The sequence below is a fragment of the Paenibacillus sacheonensis genome (genome assembly GCF_009909195.1).
GTDB lineage: Bacteria > Bacillota > Bacilli > Paenibacillales > Paenibacillaceae > Paenibacillus_Z > Paenibacillus_Z sacheonensis.
In genome coordinates this window covers 59,938-75,677 of record NZ_JAAAMU010000022.1, presented here as the reverse complement: position 1 = coordinate 75,677, position 15,740 = coordinate 59,938, and the positions used below count along the sequence as shown (strand labels likewise).

The window sequence follows — 15,740 nt, the reverse complement described above, 5'->3', positions numbered from 1 at the left end:
TTTGCAAATACGGCTGCGAGCTTCATTCTGCTTAGCGAGAGCGACTGCTTCCCGAATCGTGACGCTTAAGAACGCGCGGACGCTGGATCAAGTTTTTCTACGCTAATTTTTCGATGACGACAGAAGCGCTAACAGTCGGCGTGCCACCGCCGATAGCGTTTTGCAAAACTTGCGTCCCCATGTTATCGATTCTGTTCAACGTCAGAATGCCTCCGGCTGACAAGTTCGCGATTACCTGGCCTTGGTAAGGATTATTTCCAGCGCCGGAACCGTAATTACTGCAAGGAACGAGCGTGGCCGGAGCGGGTCCGGCAGGGTCGAAAAACAACCCGAAAGCGCTATCCCCGGCCGTAGGAAACACTTCCCAGCTTATATTGTAAGTACCGGTCTCGTTGATAATAATGTTGGACGGCGGAGCAAACGTTACCGCTGTCGCGTTAATCAGCGAATCATTGAAAGTAACGGCTCCTCCTTGCCCTCCCGGAACCGGGGCGGCCGTCACGTTTTGTTCTACGGTGCTGCAAAAAAAGGCAAAGTCGGCCATGCCGCCAGCGGGGCCTTGAGGACCGGTCGCGCCTTGTATACCTTGAGGGCCTTGGGGACCAAGTGGACCTTGCAGCCCCTGGGCTCCTTGAGGACCTTGGGGACCTAGTGGACCTTGAGGGCCTTGAGGGCCTGGCACCGGTGTTACGTTTACGTTAGGGGCTGGGCATGCTACTTTAACGATTTTCTTTTTAATGATAATATTCTTTCTTTTTTTCTTGGGTTTACATACGACAACAATCTTTTTATGACATCTTTTTTTTGAACAATTCAATTGAGCACCTCCTAATTAGTTACAAATCATCGTACGTCAATCGCATTGGAAAGGGATGTACGATAACCTATTGGTCTAGGAGACACTCATCTATTTTTGGAAAAAGAGGCTGCCGCGTAAGGACAATAGCTTAGTTTCATGGAAAAACATCCACTCAAATCTACGAAAAATAAATAGACTGATAGGTTAGTAGTTGCTCGATTGAAAGAATCGATGCGCGTATTTTCTGCCGATTCAACAGAATTGATGAAGAGGAATGAAGCCGAAAAATTCGAATTGACGTATGCGTAAGACAATGAGGCCATTGAAAAAACAAACGCTGGCGATTTTTAAAGGGGTATCTTGCGCCGACTAATCGGAACAACGCGGAGTCGGCTGAGCGAATAAGAGTGGAAGAAAGCAAAACAAAAGAGCCATCCTTTAAGGAAGACTCCTATTGTGTACCTCGTTTATCATGCGGCTAGAATTTATCCTCCATAAAGTAAGTTCCCCGGAGGCCAAGCATTGCCTTATCCATAAATTCCATTGCATCTTAAAGATACAATCTGTGCTGCGCAATAGCATCATGCACTTTTTTGCCCATGCTGCGCGTAGTAAAAGGTTTCAACAAGCGATCATGGATGGCGACTTGCCTTCGCATGTCTTGCAAGATACGCGGCTTCATTTTAGATTGTTTAATGATTCGTGTTTTGGAAAAAGCTAAAGCAATGTATAGTTGGGCTAATAAGGTTGGACCGTGCGGAATTCAGGAGGCGATCGCGAGCAAATGTTAGATAAACGATACTATTTATCAAAAATGAGCATTTTTGATGCGCTGACGCCTGATGATTTAATTGAACTGGACCATATATCGCCGATGACGCATTTTAATGCGATTCCGAAAGGAAATATTATACAGAAGCCAGATAATGCCCGGGACGGATTGTATTTCATAAAAGAAGGAAAGGTTCGCTTGTATAAAACGACTTCGGAAGGAAAGCAATTCACTGTGGTGATTTTGGGCAAAGGAAATGTTTTCGGGGAAATCGATACGTTTTCTTTCGGAACGAAAGGTTTTTACATCGAAACAATGGATGAAACGTTGCTTTGTTCGGTGTCTAAACAAGATTTTGAAAATTTCCTGGCTGAACGGCCGCTGCTCGCCATGAAAATGTTGGCGGAATTGAGCAAAATTCTTAAGGATAAGGATGAGATGCTTGAGAAGTTAGCCCTTGGCGATGTCCGAGAACGCATAGTCCATCTGTTACTCAAACTTTCCGAACGTTTCGGAATCGAGGAAGAGGGAAAAGTAAGGATCGACTTGCCTATGACGCACCAGGACGTTGCCAATATGGTGGGTGCCACTCGCGAGGCAGTCTCTATAATCTTGAAGAGCCTTGCGAAGGACAACGTGATTCAAACTGGAAGGAAAACGATTTCAATATCACAAGTGAAAGCAGCGGAAATTCTCGAGTTAACATACTCGTAAAGAAGACAACACGTACATCTAGAACTATTGGAGATGCTTTTCAATTCGGCCATCGTTGAAAATCGAAAAAGCGACTGAGCAGGAGGCAATCCTGCTCGGTCGCTTTTATTTTCGGAGAAAGTTGTCTTCGCCAGAGGCTTATGACTTCATTGTTTAACCTAATTTAATGCCAATCGATGCATTGTCGTCGGGCGTTCCTAGCCAGTACCCATACGCGATGGCTACTTGCACAAAATGGTTCAACACTTCCGGAGAAGGAGGACCCGGTGGAACGGAATCCGACGGACGGCCGATTTCTACGAAGAAGTCTCCCATTTTCGCCGTCGAAGCGACGACCAAGGTCACGGTTTCGTTCGTGGCATTTCGCCAAGCATGCTTAACGTCCCCCGGAATGTCGACCGTTTCGCCGGCTCGAACGGTTTGCCAGCTGTCGTGCGTGAAGGCTTCAAGTTCGCCTGAGAGAACAACAAACGTTTCGCGATCATCGTGACTATGAACGGGAACGACAACGCCTGGTGGAACTTCTGCCTCCATGAGGCTGTAATCTCGGTTTTTCGCTAGATCCGTCAATAGCTTGATGCGTGGTCCCATAACATCCAAGAAAGTCGACATACTATAATCCTCCAATGATTTTTGTTTTGAATGGCTTCTTCAAACGATGGCTGACTTCTATTGAGCAGCATTAAAGTGTTTCAATGTGTTACGCAGTTTGTTTCGCAACACAGCTACCTCATCGCTCCTTTCTTGTCTGCTCTCTATCTTAGCCGCAGGCGTTCATTCCATCTGTAATGTGTTTCACAAAAAGGCTTTGTAATCCGGATTACAGAAGAGGAAATAATGGTCGTTTATGATGAATGTAACAGAAAAACTTTTGAAGCTTTGGATAGGAAGGACGCCGTTACGATTGATACGGGGAAAGCGAGTCGTTAAACGACTTTATTTAAGATGTGATCTTCAAAACAAAAATGCGCCGAACTGGCGGGATATCAGCGGAGAGACTGGGGAATGTTTAAAACATATGAAGAGCGTTATAAGAAAGAAATCGTCGATTTAATCCTGCACGTTCAAAATTCTGAATTTGAATTGAATATCAACATTGACGAACAGTCCGATATTCTAGACATTCCAACGCATTACTTAGCAAACGGAGGAAACTTTTGGGTGGCTTTGAACGAGGCGAATGAAGTAATCGGATCCATCGGATTGCAGCAGCTCACAAATGACACTTACGTCTTGAAGAAGTTTTTTATTTACAAGGATTACCGGGGCAAGGGTTATTCGGTTGGATTATTCAATGAATTAGTCCATTATGCGAAATCCCATGGAATACGGACGGTAATTTTAGATACGCCGGCTATTGCTCTGAGGTCGCATCGTTTCTATGAGAAAAATGGATTCAAGGAAATTGCCAAACCTGACTTGCCGGTTCCTTACGCCTATCCAGACCGGTTTTCATTACTTTACCGTTTAAACTTATGACACTTTTCCATTCGTAATATAGATTACAGATTAAGCGCTGCATGCTGAGCTAAGATGGCCGCATAACAAGGAGGGATACGCAATGAATAGAATCGAAAACCAAGCACAGTTTCAAGAACAAATCGATCAAGATAACTATACCATTATGAAATTTGACGCCACCTGGTGTCCGGATTGCAAGAATTTAGATCGTTTTATCGGAGATATCGTGAGCGAGCATAATGACAAATCCTTCTTCGCCGTCGACTCGGAGCAATTTGATAGGCTTGCGGAAAAATACGACGTTCGAGGAATTCCGAGCTTGCTCGTGTTTAAGAATGGACAGAAATTGGACCATTTGCATAGCAAATTCGCAAAAACGCCGACCCAAATCCGGGAATACCTGAATAAGCTCGTTTAGGTGATTTATATTACGGAAGAATTATTCCTCTAGGATTATGATTGATTCATCCTTTCGGAGCCGCGGGATGGCGTCAAGCATGACCATCGTTAATCCGTACGCCAAGAAGGAATCACGGAAATATTATACGATTCAAAACAAACTAGGAGGAATAAACATGTCCAATCAACTCGTCCAACTAAATATTCGGTTCAAAGCAAAACCGGGGAAAAAAGAAGAATTCCGCAAGGAGTTGTCATTCCTAATCGAAGAAATGTCTTCCGAGAAAGCATTCATCAGCGCTATTGTTTCCGATGATTTGGATCAGCCGGATGATCTGATTATTTACGAAACATGGCAAGGCACGAGAGATAGCTGGCTGGCGGAAGAACTTATAAAACCGTACCGTAAGAATTACGAAGGAACGCTGGGCGATTTAATTGTGGATAGAAACATCAGTTGGCTGGAACCGAAGGCTGAATGGGGAAGCCAAATAACGAACGTGTAAGTGAGCGTTATAAACTTTTAAACGATGCAATCCTATAAAATATTCCAAGGGAGCGAGACATAACATGGGGAAATTTGAAGGCAAGGTAGCAGTCGTCACCGGAGGTACTAGCGGTATTGGACTTACGACGGCACAACGGTTCGTTGCGGAAGGGGCACATGTATTCATCACCGGCCGCAGGCAAAGCGAACTGGACGCAGCATTGAAATTGATTGGGGAGCGGGTTACCGGCGTTCAGGGCGACATATCTAACCTCAATGATTTGGACAAGCTCTATGAAACGGTAAAGCAAGAGAAAGGACATTTGGATATTCTCTTCGCGAACGCTGGGCTTGGCAGCATTCTGCCTTTGGGTCAGATTACGGAAGAGCAGTACCGGACCACCTTTGACGTGAATGTAAAGGGTACGCTGTTTACCATCCAAAAGGCGTTGCCGCTGTTTCCGAATCAGACCGGCTCGATCATCTTGACCGGCTCTACGGCTGGCACGATCGGAGACGCAGGGTTTAGCGTTTATGGCGGAAGCAAGGCAGCTCTTCGACAGATGGCGAGGAACTGGATTATGGACATGAAGGGCACCGGAATAAGAATCAATGTTTTAAGCCCAGGCATGGTCTATACGCCGGCTTACGATGATCTATTTGGCGAAGCGCTGGATCAAGTTCTAGAGTCTGCAAAAAATACCGTTCCGATGAGCCGCGTGGGTAAGACGGATGAAATCGCCAATGCCGTAATGTTCCTGGCCTCCGAGGAGAGCAGCTATGTAAATGGCGTGGAATTGTTCGTAGATGGCGGAATGGCTCAAATCTAACGTTGAACCCTAGGCAGCCTTTGCACGTTTAAGCCATATTCAATAAGCGCTAACCGTTCGTTCAGGCAGAGGAGTCTGTAAAAGCTCCCTGCCTGATTTTCTTCCTGCAAGTTCGTTTGCATCGTCTCTTCAAAACGGAGGTGTACCAAGGTGAACGTGTTTCATGTGGGCGAGCGGATTTTTCAACATTTAACAGGTGAAAGCTGGATTGCCGAGCAGAACGCAAAAATGATCGGCAACCGATTTTCGAATGCGTTATGCATTTTCTCAAAGCACAGCAATTCGCGGTTATGTCGTATAAGGACCGGGAAGGCAGCGTGCGGGTAACCTTCCTTTACGGGGGTGCAAGCCGACTAGTCAGATTTGAAATCCATACTATCGTTCAGTTGAATAATCATATGGATTTGCAGTGGGGACAAAAGGAACTATCCCCCTTTAATCCGGTTTTGCAGCGGTAATAAGATTGTTATTCGGCTTTGATAGCAACGTCTAAGGAGACTATAAAATGATGAACGTATATCCGGCAGCGTCTAGACATTCATTCGACCTTGGCTGGCTGAGAGGAAGCCATAGCTTTTCGTTCGGGAATTATTTCGAAGAAGAGAATACGTCTTTTGGACCGATGCGCGTCTTGAACGACGATACCATTTCGCCAAAACGGGGGTTTGGTGCGCATCCTCATAGCGACATGGAGATTTTATCCATTGTCCTTCAGGGAGATCTCCGGCACGAGGATAGTTTGGGCAACGTGATGATAACGAATTTTGGTGGCGTACAACGTATGTCGGCCGGTACTGGAGTGGTGCATACCGAACATAATCCATCTGAAACCGACGATGTTACCTTACTTCAGCTTTGGTTCGAACCTGAGCAAAGAGGGCTTACTCCTTCCTACGAGACGACGAGCTTTGATTCGGATGCGCTCTCAGGCCGCTTGCTGCCGATCGCATCCAGTAATGCGGTCGAACATTCAGTCGCTAAGCTACATCAAGATATGACGGTATATCTCAGTAAGTTGAAAGCAGGCTCAGGCATAGCCTTCAACCAACAACCGGGAAGACGAGTGTTTTTGTTCGTGATTGAAGGATCGCTAAACGTAACGGACGAGAGCGATGCAGTGACGTTACTGAATAGAAGGGATTCCGCACGCATCGAAAACGAAACGTTTTTACAGCTTGAAGGGGATCGAGATACGGAAGAAACGTTCTTTATGCTTATCGACTTGCCCTGAGGAGGAAAGAGGATGGCCAGATTAGTAATCAAACATGCCGTAGGCGGACGAACATTCGTAGATTCAGACGCTAATCAGCAAGTTCGATTTGAAATAAAGAAGCTTGATATGGGGACAACGCTCATTATCGCTCATCTTCCTGAGGGGTTGGATAAGGATGTTGCGGAGCTGCTTAAGTGGAAGCAAGAACTGAATATATTTATTTTTGAAGTGCTTTATGACGGGCGTGAGCAGAAAACGTGGTTTTACACAGGTGATGGCGACATTCAATACAACGAAACTGAACGGATTTTAAGATTAGGAAGCAGCCGCGAAATTCGTTACTTGCCTTCTAATTATCTCATGTAGAATTTGTTTGAATTTGGGTTCAGTTGAAAACGCGCTATAATATTCCTCTGTTTTGTTTTTTAAAACATAAATGAAGCGCAATTAGACTGTATAAAAGCGATGAATTAGAGATAGTTTAAGATGCATGCAGACAGTTAAGAGGAGGAGATAAGATGGAGGTAATTTCATTAACAAAAGAAAATTTCCAAGCGCAAATAGATCAAGGCATTACACTCGTGGACTTTTTTGGCCTCGAATGTGAATCTTGTCAAAAACAGCTTCCGGTTGACGAGGAGTTAGCCGAGGAGATAAGACATCAAGCCACCGTTGTAAAAGTTGATATTGAACAGGAAATAGAGCTTGCTGCAGAATATGGTGTTATGAGCACACCTACTTTAATGCTATTTAAGGATGGTTATCAAGTGGAAACAATGATAGGCCTACAAAGTAAAGAAAAACTGCGACAGACCATTCTTCGTTACGCAGCCATGGGAGAAACGTGTTGACCCCCTCAACCACTCCAATACGTTAGCAGACATCAATTGCTGCCGGCACGAGAGCGGGAGATCGCGTTTCGGAGGACACTACGAGGTGATCATACTTTGATCTTTCAGAGTCTATTAGGCAACCTGTTCATTAATTTGAACAGGTTTTTTTGCCTCGTTTTATGTGCTGCAGCTCCCTTGCGTCCTTTTCCCGCTGGTCCTGGCCGTGATGACCTGGATAAAGTAGCCGGGAGAAGTAAGGTCCCCGTGACGGGACTATCGTTCTCAACTTCATTACCGGGAGTCGGAAATAACCAATGTCATGGACGCTTGCATCCCGATTTCAATGGAGATCGTTCAGGGTCTTATCTGAACGAATCGTTCATACTTATAGGAAGACGGTCGACCTTGCAAGGGGGCGTATTACGGATGTCCATCGCGGTACAGTATAAGAAAATGAACATGGATGGGATTGAAGTCTTCTTTCGGGAAGCTGGTAATCCGAGAAATCCAGCTATAATCCTTCTTCATGGTTTTCCGAGCTCTTCTCACATGTTTCGGGAATTAATACCGCTATTGGCTGATCGCTATTATGTAATTGCACCTGACTATCCTGGTTATGGGAACAGCAGCATGCCATCAGTGGATCAATTCTCGTATACGTTCGAGCATCTTTCCTTGATTATCGAACAATTGATTCAACGTCTTTGCATTCCTCGATATATTTTGTATTGCCATGATTACGGCGGTCCTGTCGGGTTTCGAATTGCCGTTCGGCATCCGGAGCGGGTCTTGGGCTTCGTAATTCAGAACGCTGTAGCGCATGCGGCAGGGCTTGGCCAACCGTTTGATTTGTTCAAGGCGCTTTGGGCGGATCCTAGTCCCGAGAACAAGACAGCGTTTGCCGCGCTCGTCGATGTTGAATTCACGAAGAAGCAGTATGCTTTCGGAGCGTGCAATCCGTTTCTAATTAGTCCGGACGGGTACGTAATGGATCAGTATTTTCTTGATCGGCCGGGGAATGCAGCCGTTCAGTTGGCACTTGGTTACGATTACCGGCATAATGTGGAACAATATCCCGAGTGGCAGCAGTACCTGCGAAGCTACCAGCCTCCCACCTTGATTGCCTGGGGCAGAAACGATTTTATTTTCACGTTGGAGGGGGCATACGCGCTCGCGCGGGAACTGACCTGCGTCGAGCTTGTTTTATTATGTGGCGGGCATTTTGTCCTTGAAGAAGCGAGCTACACGATTTCAGCATTAATAAAATCCTTTTTTTGTCGCGTTTACGGATTCTAGCAACGGAAAGGATGCAGCGGAAGGCGCTATGCCTATCCGTTATTTTGTGTATCAAACCTACGATGTAGAAATCCTAAGAGAAACTCTCGCTTCCCATGCTGTTCATGCCGCCTCTGAAAGGCTTGTACAACACTTCCATCGCAAAACGGCCATATGAATAGGCCAACCAGAAAGAATGGTTGACCTAATCACGATGCCATTCCTACCGGAAGGGGAAATGGCGTATACATAAATTCGCAAAGTTACAAAATCAAAGATATCATAACGATGGGATTAGCTTAATGCTTTTGGCGTGGCGTACATTTTTACAACTTCAATCGCGCGGTTGACCATGGCCGTCGCGTCCTTGAGGGTGATCTCGCCATCCGGATTAAACAGGCCTGTTGGGTCCAATTGAACGATTTTCAAGGCTAATGCAGTCTGGATGGCACCTTCGCTCAAGATATCGATCTTGAAGTCGTCCTTGATCTCTGCCGGAATCAAATTGAACTTCGGTAGTTTCCCGCTCGTTTGGAGCGTGTGTACCAGCAGGTACGTGAACGACTGACGATTCATGACGGTGTTCGGATTGATTTTGATTTGCAGATTCGAGCCGGCGGCTTGCTTGATCAACTGAATAGCTTGTTCCGCCGTGATCGTCGCGCCGCCGACGGGCGATGCCGGATGACTCTTTAAGTAGGATGTCGCTTTTGCTGAAATCGCGGCAGCCTCGGAAAGGGTCAGCTTGGCATTCGGTTGAAAGTTACCAGCTTGGTCCAAACTGAGGAAGCCAAGAGCCAGTGCCGTTTGAATCGCCCCCGATTTGGAGACATCCATTGCAGATTCATCTTTTATGTTGACCGGGACGACATTAATCATCGGTAGTTGACCGCTCGATTGGAGCGTATGCACCAACAGATACGTGAATGACTCGCGGGTTACGGCAGCGGTTGGATCGATTTTAATTTGCAGAGCCGCATCCGGACCGACGACTTGCTTAATCAACTGAACGGCTTGCACGCCAGTGAGCTTCTTGCCTGTGTCGACGGGCGAAGAGTGGGCTTTCAAATAGTTTTGCGCATTTTGGATCTCTGATTTTGCCTCGGCATTTGAAATAATGGATTTCGGATTGAATTTTCCGTTAGCATCCAATTGTACGATATTATACGATAAGGCACGTTGAATCGAAGCGGCATATGCGGGAGAAACTCGATCGAAGTCTGTAAACTTGACGACAACCGGTTTAATCAATGGCAGCTTGCCTCGTGCTTCCATATTGCTTATGAGCCGGTAAGTGAATTGTTCGCGCGTCAGCTGGCGATGCGGATTGTTGAAGCCGGCAATCACATTTTCGTACCATGAGACGCTGTTATGAGAATACTGAGCGTACCAGGACGAATGAAGCAGCGAGTTCAGGTTCAAACCCAATGAATCGAGCAAAAGATCTACTTGCGACGCATTGTTTCCTGCGATCAGGTTACTCTGAAGCATTGCAGCCATATGGCTGTTCCCTTGCACTTGACCATAATCCTTTAAGGATGCCGCGGATGTGATTTGTGGTCCGGCAAATCCGAACATCAGAGCTGCAGCGGTGGTGGACAGGGCGATCATCTTAAACGGTTTCTTCATTTTTATTCACCTCATGGAGTAGTTTCTTCCTGTTGCGTACCCTTAGACGTGAACTATTCCAAAAAGGTTTCTTAAAATTAAGATTTAAGATTTACTTGAGAATTTGGGGAGGCTGGGGAGGGTAATTATAGCACCGAGTTAATTGAACGGGAAGATAGAGGTATTCTAATATGCTTATGGCGTGTTGCTTGACTGCAACGCGCCATTTTTCGTCAATGATTGGATTCACGATCCGTCAATTGAAGCGAGAGATCTACTGGCGTCGTTCGAAAAAGCCAAACGACGCGAGATTCTATTCAATTACCTTTTAGAAAATGGAAGAAATTCATTGCGAGCGCTAGACATGGACGATTCTCCGGCAGCAGGCATATTCGCGAAGGCTACAACGGCAGCATTGGCTACTTCGATGTCCTGGGCGCTCGTGCCTCCGCTTACTCCGATGCCGCCGATAATTTTATGATCGCTCACGAAGGGGATGCCTCCACCCAAAATGACCAATTTACCTTGGTTGGTTGTATTAATGCCAAACGAAGGAGAGCCGGGTTGTGCCGTTTGTGCCAGATTGGATGTCGGCATCTGCATGGCTACGCTTGTCCAAGCCTTATTTTGTGAAATTTCGATTCCAGCTATTTTCGCGTTGTCCATGCGATGAAAAGCGATTAGGTTCGCGCCTTCATCGACAATTGCAATGTCGCTTGACAAGCCCATTTGCCGAGCTTTCTGTTCTGCGATTGCAATTAAGTATTTGGCTGTTTCCAAGCTCAATTTGATCATTTCACTCACTCCCCAGGAATTGATTACCGTGTAGTGTATGGTCATTTCCCCAGTTGGGTGAATTGAAGGAGAGAGGCTCTGTAACTAAAGCACAAGGAAAGGGGAAAGAGAAGGGGGGGACTTCGTTGCAGGCTGGCGAATCTGCGGGAAGCTAAGAATTTGCTAGGAAGAAACGATAGCATTTATTTTCCAGTACGATTCTTTACATTGAGCAATTCCAATAATATGATGAAGGTAGCCTTTGTAAGTTATGAAGACCTAAAACAACCGAAAGGATAATCTGTTTTAGCGGTTTTGTGAGCGCTTCCTATGGATCCTTCAGCTGTTTCGATCGATCAAGTGAAGGAATGCTAGGCTTTTCTTTACTAATCCTTCAATCGCTCCATGCCAAAAAAGGCTGCCAGACGGCAGTCTTTTTGGCAGCGATGCAGAGCGTTGGCTGACGGATAAACGGACAACTATAGATCGTCGGCCAACCAAATCCGTCATCTTCATCCGAAAGAAAATTTCAGAATATTCGGCTAAGGAGCGATGATTTTGAAAGCGATCACAATCAGCGGCGGAGAGAGTCAGGCGACAGTATCGCTCGTGAATATTCCGAAACCGGAATTGACCAGCCCGGAGGACGTATTGATTCAGGTGTTATGCGTCGGACTAGACGGAACGGACCGGGAAATCATCGTAGACAACTATGCTAAATACCCCGAAGGCAAATTTGAAATGGTGATCGGTCACGAGCTGTTAGGCGTCGTTACGAGAGCCGGATCCAAGTCCGGACTAACCTGCGGCGATCTTGTTACGTCCCTCGTAAGAAGACCGTGCGGCGAAGAAGATTGCGTTAATTGCCGCAACGGACAGCAGGACTTTTGCCAAACCGGCCGTTATGTGGAACGGGGCATAAATCGTGCAGACGGGTATCTGTGCGAGTATGTCGTAGAGAATGCGAAATATGTCGTTAAAGTTCCTGACGAGTGCTTGCCGTATGGGGTATTAATCGAACCGCAAAGCATCGTGGAAAAAGTATATACCCAAACGTTGCAGATTCAGCAGCGAATGATATGGCAGCCTCGGACGGTGCTTGTTACAGGCTCCGGGCCTTTGGGCATTTTGGCGGCGATGACCTGCAGAGTTCTCGGCCTCGACACGTACGTTTGGTCCAAATCGGACGCTGTAAGCATGAACGCGGCTATCATCCGCTCCGTCGGTGCCATTTACCAGGAAGCTGTATCCTCCGAACAAGAAACATTCTTGTCCGGCATAACCGCATACGCGAAACAATTAGGCAAAAAGTTCGACATGATCTGGGAATGCAGCGGATACGCGCCTCTCGGCTTCGAGGCGATTCCCTTATTGAACCATAATGGAATTCTCGCGCTTCTCGGCGTTACGCCCGGCAGCGGCCGACTGGATTTGCCAAGCGATTTGACGTATCAGGAAATGGTCATGAAAAATAAATGCATCATCGGCTCCGTCAATGCGTCGTATGACGATTTTACGACCGCCATCGATCGCCTTCGCGCCATCGAGAGCCATTATCCCGGCATGCTGGGCCTTCTCCAAACGAACCGATTGGACATCGAGGATGTACCGGCTATCGATTTTGGCAAAATGACCATTAAAGCAGTCGTTGATGTGGTTCCCCAAGCCCAGTGGACTTCGATTACGATGAAAATCAAGGAGGAGATCGAACGATGAGCAAAAAACAAATCCGGATCGGCATGATTGGCTATAAATTCATGGGCAAGGCTCATTCCCACGCCTACAGGGACGTGCCGTTCTTTTTCGACTGCGATGGCGTTCCGGTGATGCAGGCGATTTGCGGACGAGACGAGGAAGGCGTGAAGGCGGCGGCTCAGAAGCTGGGTTGGGCATCGTACGAAACCGACTGGCGCAAGCTGATCGAACGAGACGATATTGATTTGATCGATATCGGCGCCCCGAATAATGCCCATGCGGAAATTGCCATAGCCGCTGCTAAGGCCGGCAAGCATATCCTCTGCGAGAAGCCGCTTGCGATGAGCGTGGAGGAAGCCAAAGAAATGCTGGAGGCGGTTAACAAAGCCGGAGTCATTCATATGATTTGCCATAATTACCGCTTTGTACCGGCCATTCAATATGCGAAGAAGCTGATCGATGAAGGAAAACTAGGCAGCATCTATCACATTAGGGCGAATTACTTGCAAGACTGGATCATAGACCCGAACTTCCCGCTCGTGTGGCGTTTGAAAAAAGAAGTTTGCGGTTCTGGCGCGCTTGGGGACCTTGCCGCCCATTCGCTTGATCTTGCCCGGTTTCTGGTAGGCGAGTTCAAGGAAGTGAACGGCATGATGGAAACCTTCATCAAGGAACGTCCGATCGGAGAAATGAGCGGCGGCTTAAGCGCCAGCGTGAAGGGAGGAGAACTCGGCAAAGTCGACGTAGACGATGCGTCCATATTTATGGCCCGCTTCGAAAACGGGGCTGTCGGAGTATTTGAGGCTACGCGTTTTGCCGGCGGCAACCGCAACGGAAACCGCTTCGAGATCAACGGTACGAAAGGCTCGATCCGGTGGGATATGGAGCAGATGAACACGCTGGAATATTATTCGGCGGAAGATGAGATTGGTTCGCAAGGATTCCGCTCCATTAATTGCCAAGAGGACATTCATCCCTATGCGGGCGCGTATTGGCCGCCTGCCCATATCATCGGCTATGAGCATACATTTATCAATCTGTTCGCTGAATTGATGAACGGCATTGCGAGCGGCACAAATCCGACGCCTAATTTCGAGGACGGCCATAACAATCAAATGGTGCTGGAAGCCGTTGAGAAATCAGCTCGGACAGGGCGCTGGGTATCCATATCGGAACTTCGAGGATAGTGGATTGACAGAACTAGAATGCACGGTAAGGAGGGATCGACATGGGAGGCCGGCTTAATGGCAAAGTGATTGTCATAACGGGCGGAACGAAGGGGATCGGCAAGGGGATCGCTTTGATGTGCGCCCAAGAGGGGGCTTCGGTCGTGGTGGGGGGAAGGAATGAACGGGACGGTGCCAAAGTCGTACGGGAGATCATGGATGTCCACGGCGCAGAGGCGTTGTTTGTCAAAGGGGACATCAGCCGGGAAGCGGCATGCAAGCAGTTGATCGATGAAACGGTCAACAGGTTCGGCAGAGTCGACGGTCTTGTAAACAACGCCGGCATTTTCCCAAGAGGCTCGATGGTGGATACGTCCGAGGAAATGTTTGATGCGATTTTTGCCGTCAATATGAAAGGCTCATTCTTCTGTTCCATGTACGCGATTCAAGCGATGCTGGAAAGCGGAGGAGGTTCCATCGTCCATATCGGCTCGACGAACGGCTACAAAGGCGGGAAAGAATTAGCCGCTTACGCGTGTTCCAAAGGAGCCATGCGCACCTTAAACCGCCACATCGCAGGCCATTACGGAAGCAGCCATATTCGTTCGAACTGGGTTACCGTCGGTTGGGTTGCCTCTGAAGGAGAAATTGAGCTTCATCAGGACATGGGCATAAGTCCAGACGATTTGCAGAAGAAGGCGGCATCGGTTATCCCTTCCGGCCGCATGCAAACCCCTGAAGATATCGCGTACGGAGCGGTCTTCTTATTGTCCGATGAATCGAGCCAAGTGACTGGCACCGAGCTGCACGTCAATGGAGGGATCGGCTTATGACGGATAAACGATACGACCGTCTCGGAGAAGCACTGATCCAAGAAATAGACAATACCCGTGTACCGTTCGGTATGATCGCGATTTGGTTTCTCGGTCAGTGCAGCGTCGTGGTCAAAGGAGGGGATACGGTCATTTACATCGATCCGTATTTGACTCCATCGGCATATCGGGCATTTGAGCCGCCGCTGAAGCCTGGTCAGATGACGAACGCTCAGTATGTTTTAATTACCCATGATCATATGGATCATATGGATCCGGACACCATTTCCGCTTTGGCGGAAGCCCACAGCCATCCGGTTTATATGGCACCTGGATATTGCCGGGAATCGATGCTGCAGTTCGGGGTCCGATCGGAGAAATTGATCTCGGCGCGAACGAACGAGTGGTGGAATGGGCCGGGATTCCGAATCAAGCCGCTGCCCTCCGCCCATGAAGAGTTGGAATACGACGATGAGTTGGACCACCGATTCGTCGGTTACGTCGTGGAACTCAACGGCGTTACGATGTATCACGCCGGAGACACGACCGTATATCCCGGACTGATCGAAGCGCTGCAAGCCGAATCGATTGACCTCGGCATGGTGCCGATCAACGGGCGCGACCCGTTCCGCAATGCGATGAATATCGTAGGCAACATGAATTATAGAGAAGCGGCAGAGCTCTCGGTCGCAGCCGGCTTCGATACCGTCATCCCGCTTCATTACGATATGTTCGCAGGAAATTCAGAACACCCGGGTTATTTTGTCGACTATCTATACGATCGTCATCCGATGCAGAAGAGCCATGTACTGGCCCGGTTCGAGCGATTCGTGTACGTATCCGCCGCTGCATTGCGTTAAAGGAAGTCATGGATTCGGCTAACCCGCCGAATTAACTATTCC

The 15,740-nt window shown here is 47.6% G+C and carries 17 protein-coding genes; 13 read left to right on the top strand and 4 right to left on the bottom strand.

All coding sequences use genetic code 11. The features are described from left to right. Positions 1 to 97: 97 nt before the first annotated feature. Positions 98 to 817, bottom strand: a complete 720-nt coding sequence (locus GT003_RS27640) for a collagen-like protein (RefSeq protein WP_161704101.1) — start codon at positions 815 to 817, stop codon at positions 98 to 100. Between the two features lie 766 nt (positions 818 to 1,583). On the opposite strand from GT003_RS27640, the gene GT003_RS27635 reads away from it, so the two are divergent. Beyond that, positions 1,584 to 2,285 carry a Crp/Fnr family transcriptional regulator gene (locus tag GT003_RS27635; RefSeq protein WP_161704099.1) on the top strand — a complete coding sequence of 234 codons (702 nt, stop codon included), beginning with the start codon at positions 1,584 to 1,586 and terminating at the stop codon, positions 2,283 to 2,285. 153 nt (positions 2,286 to 2,438) lie between these two features. Here the strand turns inward: GT003_RS27635 and GT003_RS27630 are convergent, their stop codons facing one another. Beyond that, positions 2,439 to 2,897 carry a cupin domain-containing protein gene (locus tag GT003_RS27630; protein ID WP_161704097.1) on the bottom strand — a complete coding sequence of 153 codons (459 nt, stop codon included), beginning with the start codon at positions 2,895 to 2,897 and terminating at the stop codon, positions 2,439 to 2,441. Positions 2,898 to 3,290: 393 nt separating this feature from the next. Here GT003_RS27630 and GT003_RS27625 point away from each other — a divergent pair, with 393 nt between their 5' ends. From GT003_RS27625 to GT003_RS27590, 8 genes are all read left to right on the top strand, one after another. Continuing rightward, on the top strand, positions 3,291 to 3,764 hold the full coding sequence (locus GT003_RS27625; RefSeq protein ID WP_161704095.1) for a GNAT family N-acetyltransferase: 474 nt from the start codon (positions 3,291 to 3,293) through the stop codon (positions 3,762 to 3,764). An 82-nt stretch (positions 3,765 to 3,846) separates the two neighbouring features. After that, the gene (locus GT003_RS27620) at positions 3,847 to 4,164 is read left to right on the top strand and encodes a thioredoxin family protein (RefSeq protein ID WP_161704093.1); all 318 of its coding nucleotides are present in this window, start codon (positions 3,847 to 3,849) and stop codon (positions 4,162 to 4,164) included. Between the two features lie 157 nt (positions 4,165 to 4,321). Beyond that, the gene (locus GT003_RS27615) at positions 4,322 to 4,651 is read left to right on the top strand and encodes an antibiotic biosynthesis monooxygenase family protein (RefSeq protein WP_161704091.1); all 330 of its coding nucleotides are present in this window, start codon (positions 4,322 to 4,324) and stop codon (positions 4,649 to 4,651) included. 64 nt (positions 4,652 to 4,715) lie between these two features. Continuing rightward, on the top strand, positions 4,716 to 5,462 hold the full coding sequence (locus GT003_RS27610; protein WP_161704089.1) for an SDR family NAD(P)-dependent oxidoreductase: 747 nt from the start codon (positions 4,716 to 4,718) through the stop codon (positions 5,460 to 5,462). A gap of 505 nt (positions 5,463 to 5,967) precedes the next feature. Beyond that, the gene (locus GT003_RS27605) at positions 5,968 to 6,693 is read left to right on the top strand and encodes a pirin family protein (RefSeq protein WP_161704087.1); all 726 of its coding nucleotides are present in this window, start codon (positions 5,968 to 5,970) and stop codon (positions 6,691 to 6,693) included. Between the two features lie 12 nt (positions 6,694 to 6,705). Next, entirely contained in the window at positions 6,706 to 7,041 is a 336-nt protein-coding gene (locus GT003_RS27600; RefSeq protein ID WP_161704085.1) for a hypothetical protein, read from the top strand. A 152-nt stretch (positions 7,042 to 7,193) separates the two neighbouring features. Further along, on the top strand, positions 7,194 to 7,526 hold the full coding sequence (locus GT003_RS27595) for a thioredoxin family protein (RefSeq protein WP_161704083.1): 333 nt from the start codon (positions 7,194 to 7,196) through the stop codon (positions 7,524 to 7,526). 408 nt (positions 7,527 to 7,934) lie between these two features. Beyond that, positions 7,935 to 8,804 carry an alpha/beta fold hydrolase gene (locus GT003_RS27590; protein ID WP_161704081.1) on the top strand — a complete coding sequence of 290 codons (870 nt, stop codon included), beginning with the start codon at positions 7,935 to 7,937 and terminating at the stop codon, positions 8,802 to 8,804. A gap of 273 nt (positions 8,805 to 9,077) precedes the next feature. Here the strand turns inward: GT003_RS27590 and GT003_RS27585 are convergent, their stop codons facing one another. Next, positions 9,078 to 10,412 carry an S-layer homology domain-containing protein gene (locus tag GT003_RS27585; RefSeq protein ID WP_161704079.1) on the bottom strand — a complete coding sequence of 445 codons (1,335 nt, stop codon included), beginning with the start codon at positions 10,410 to 10,412 and terminating at the stop codon, positions 9,078 to 9,080. Between the two features lie 300 nt (positions 10,413 to 10,712). After that, positions 10,713 to 11,186 carry a GlcG/HbpS family heme-binding protein gene (locus GT003_RS27580; RefSeq protein WP_161704077.1) on the bottom strand — a complete coding sequence of 158 codons (474 nt, stop codon included), beginning with the start codon at positions 11,184 to 11,186 and terminating at the stop codon, positions 10,713 to 10,715. 537 nt (positions 11,187 to 11,723) lie between these two features. Here GT003_RS27580 and GT003_RS27575 point away from each other — a divergent pair. The 4 genes from GT003_RS27575 to GT003_RS27560 are packed head-to-tail and all read left to right on the top strand — an operon-like array spanning position 11,724 to position 15,698. Next, positions 11,724 to 12,881, top strand: coding sequence for a glucose 1-dehydrogenase (locus GT003_RS27575; protein ID WP_161704075.1), 1,158 nt, complete (start codon positions 11,724 to 11,726; stop codon positions 12,879 to 12,881). Next, on the top strand, positions 12,878 to 14,047 hold the full coding sequence (locus GT003_RS27570) for a Gfo/Idh/MocA family protein (protein WP_161704073.1): 1,170 nt from the start codon (positions 12,878 to 12,880) through the stop codon (positions 14,045 to 14,047). Before GT003_RS27575 ends, GT003_RS27570 begins: the two co-directional genes overlap by 4 nt. 41 nt (positions 14,048 to 14,088) lie before the next feature. Further along, on the top strand, positions 14,089 to 14,859 hold the full coding sequence (locus GT003_RS27565; RefSeq protein ID WP_161704071.1) for an SDR family NAD(P)-dependent oxidoreductase: 771 nt from the start codon (positions 14,089 to 14,091) through the stop codon (positions 14,857 to 14,859). Next, on the top strand, positions 14,856 to 15,698 hold the full coding sequence (locus GT003_RS27560) for an MBL fold metallo-hydrolase (RefSeq protein ID WP_161704069.1): 843 nt from the start codon (positions 14,856 to 14,858) through the stop codon (positions 15,696 to 15,698). The genes GT003_RS27565 and GT003_RS27560 overlap by 4 nt, the downstream gene beginning before the upstream one ends. The last annotated feature ends 42 nt before the right edge of the window (positions 15,699 to 15,740 follow it).

Excerpts from the sequence above, each read along its gene's own strand:
- GT003_RS27630 (WP_161704097.1), bottom strand. The coding sequence starts at position 2,897 with ATGTCGACTTTCTTGGATGTTATGGGACCACGCATCAAGCTATTGACG.
- GT003_RS27585 (WP_161704079.1), bottom strand. The coding sequence starts at position 10,412 with ATGAAGAAACCGTTTAAGATGATCGCCCTGTCCACCACCGCTGCAGCT.
- GT003_RS27565 (WP_161704071.1), top strand. The coding sequence starts at position 14,089 with ATGGGAGGCCGGCTTAATGGCAAAGTGATTGTCATAACGGGCGGAACG.
- GT003_RS27615 (WP_161704091.1), top strand. The coding sequence starts at position 4,322 with ATGTCCAATCAACTCGTCCAACTAAATATTCGGTTCAAAGCAAAACCG.
- GT003_RS27620 (WP_161704093.1), top strand. The coding sequence starts at position 3,847 with ATGAATAGAATCGAAAACCAAGCACAGTTTCAAGAACAAATCGATCAA.
- GT003_RS27610 (WP_161704089.1), top strand. The coding sequence starts at position 4,716 with ATGGGGAAATTTGAAGGCAAGGTAGCAGTCGTCACCGGAGGTACTAGC.
- GT003_RS27580 (WP_161704077.1), bottom strand. The coding sequence starts at position 11,186 with ATGATCAAATTGAGCTTGGAAACAGCCAAATACTTAATTGCAATCGCA.
- GT003_RS27635 (WP_161704099.1), top strand. The coding sequence starts at position 1,584 with ATGTTAGATAAACGATACTATTTATCAAAAATGAGCATTTTTGATGCG.
- GT003_RS27570 (WP_161704073.1), top strand. The coding sequence starts at position 12,878 with ATGAGCAAAAAACAAATCCGGATCGGCATGATTGGCTATAAATTCATG.
- GT003_RS27595 (WP_161704083.1), top strand. The coding sequence starts at position 7,194 with ATGGAGGTAATTTCATTAACAAAAGAAAATTTCCAAGCGCAAATAGAT.
- GT003_RS27590 (WP_161704081.1), top strand. The coding sequence starts at position 7,935 with ATGTCCATCGCGGTACAGTATAAGAAAATGAACATGGATGGGATTGAA.
- GT003_RS27625 (WP_161704095.1), top strand. The coding sequence starts at position 3,291 with ATGTTTAAAACATATGAAGAGCGTTATAAGAAAGAAATCGTCGATTTA.
- GT003_RS27605 (WP_161704087.1), top strand. The coding sequence starts at position 5,968 with ATGATGAACGTATATCCGGCAGCGTCTAGACATTCATTCGACCTTGGC.
- GT003_RS27560 (WP_161704069.1), top strand. The coding sequence starts at position 14,856 with ATGACGGATAAACGATACGACCGTCTCGGAGAAGCACTGATCCAAGAA.
- GT003_RS27600 (WP_161704085.1), top strand. The coding sequence starts at position 6,706 with ATGGCCAGATTAGTAATCAAACATGCCGTAGGCGGACGAACATTCGTA.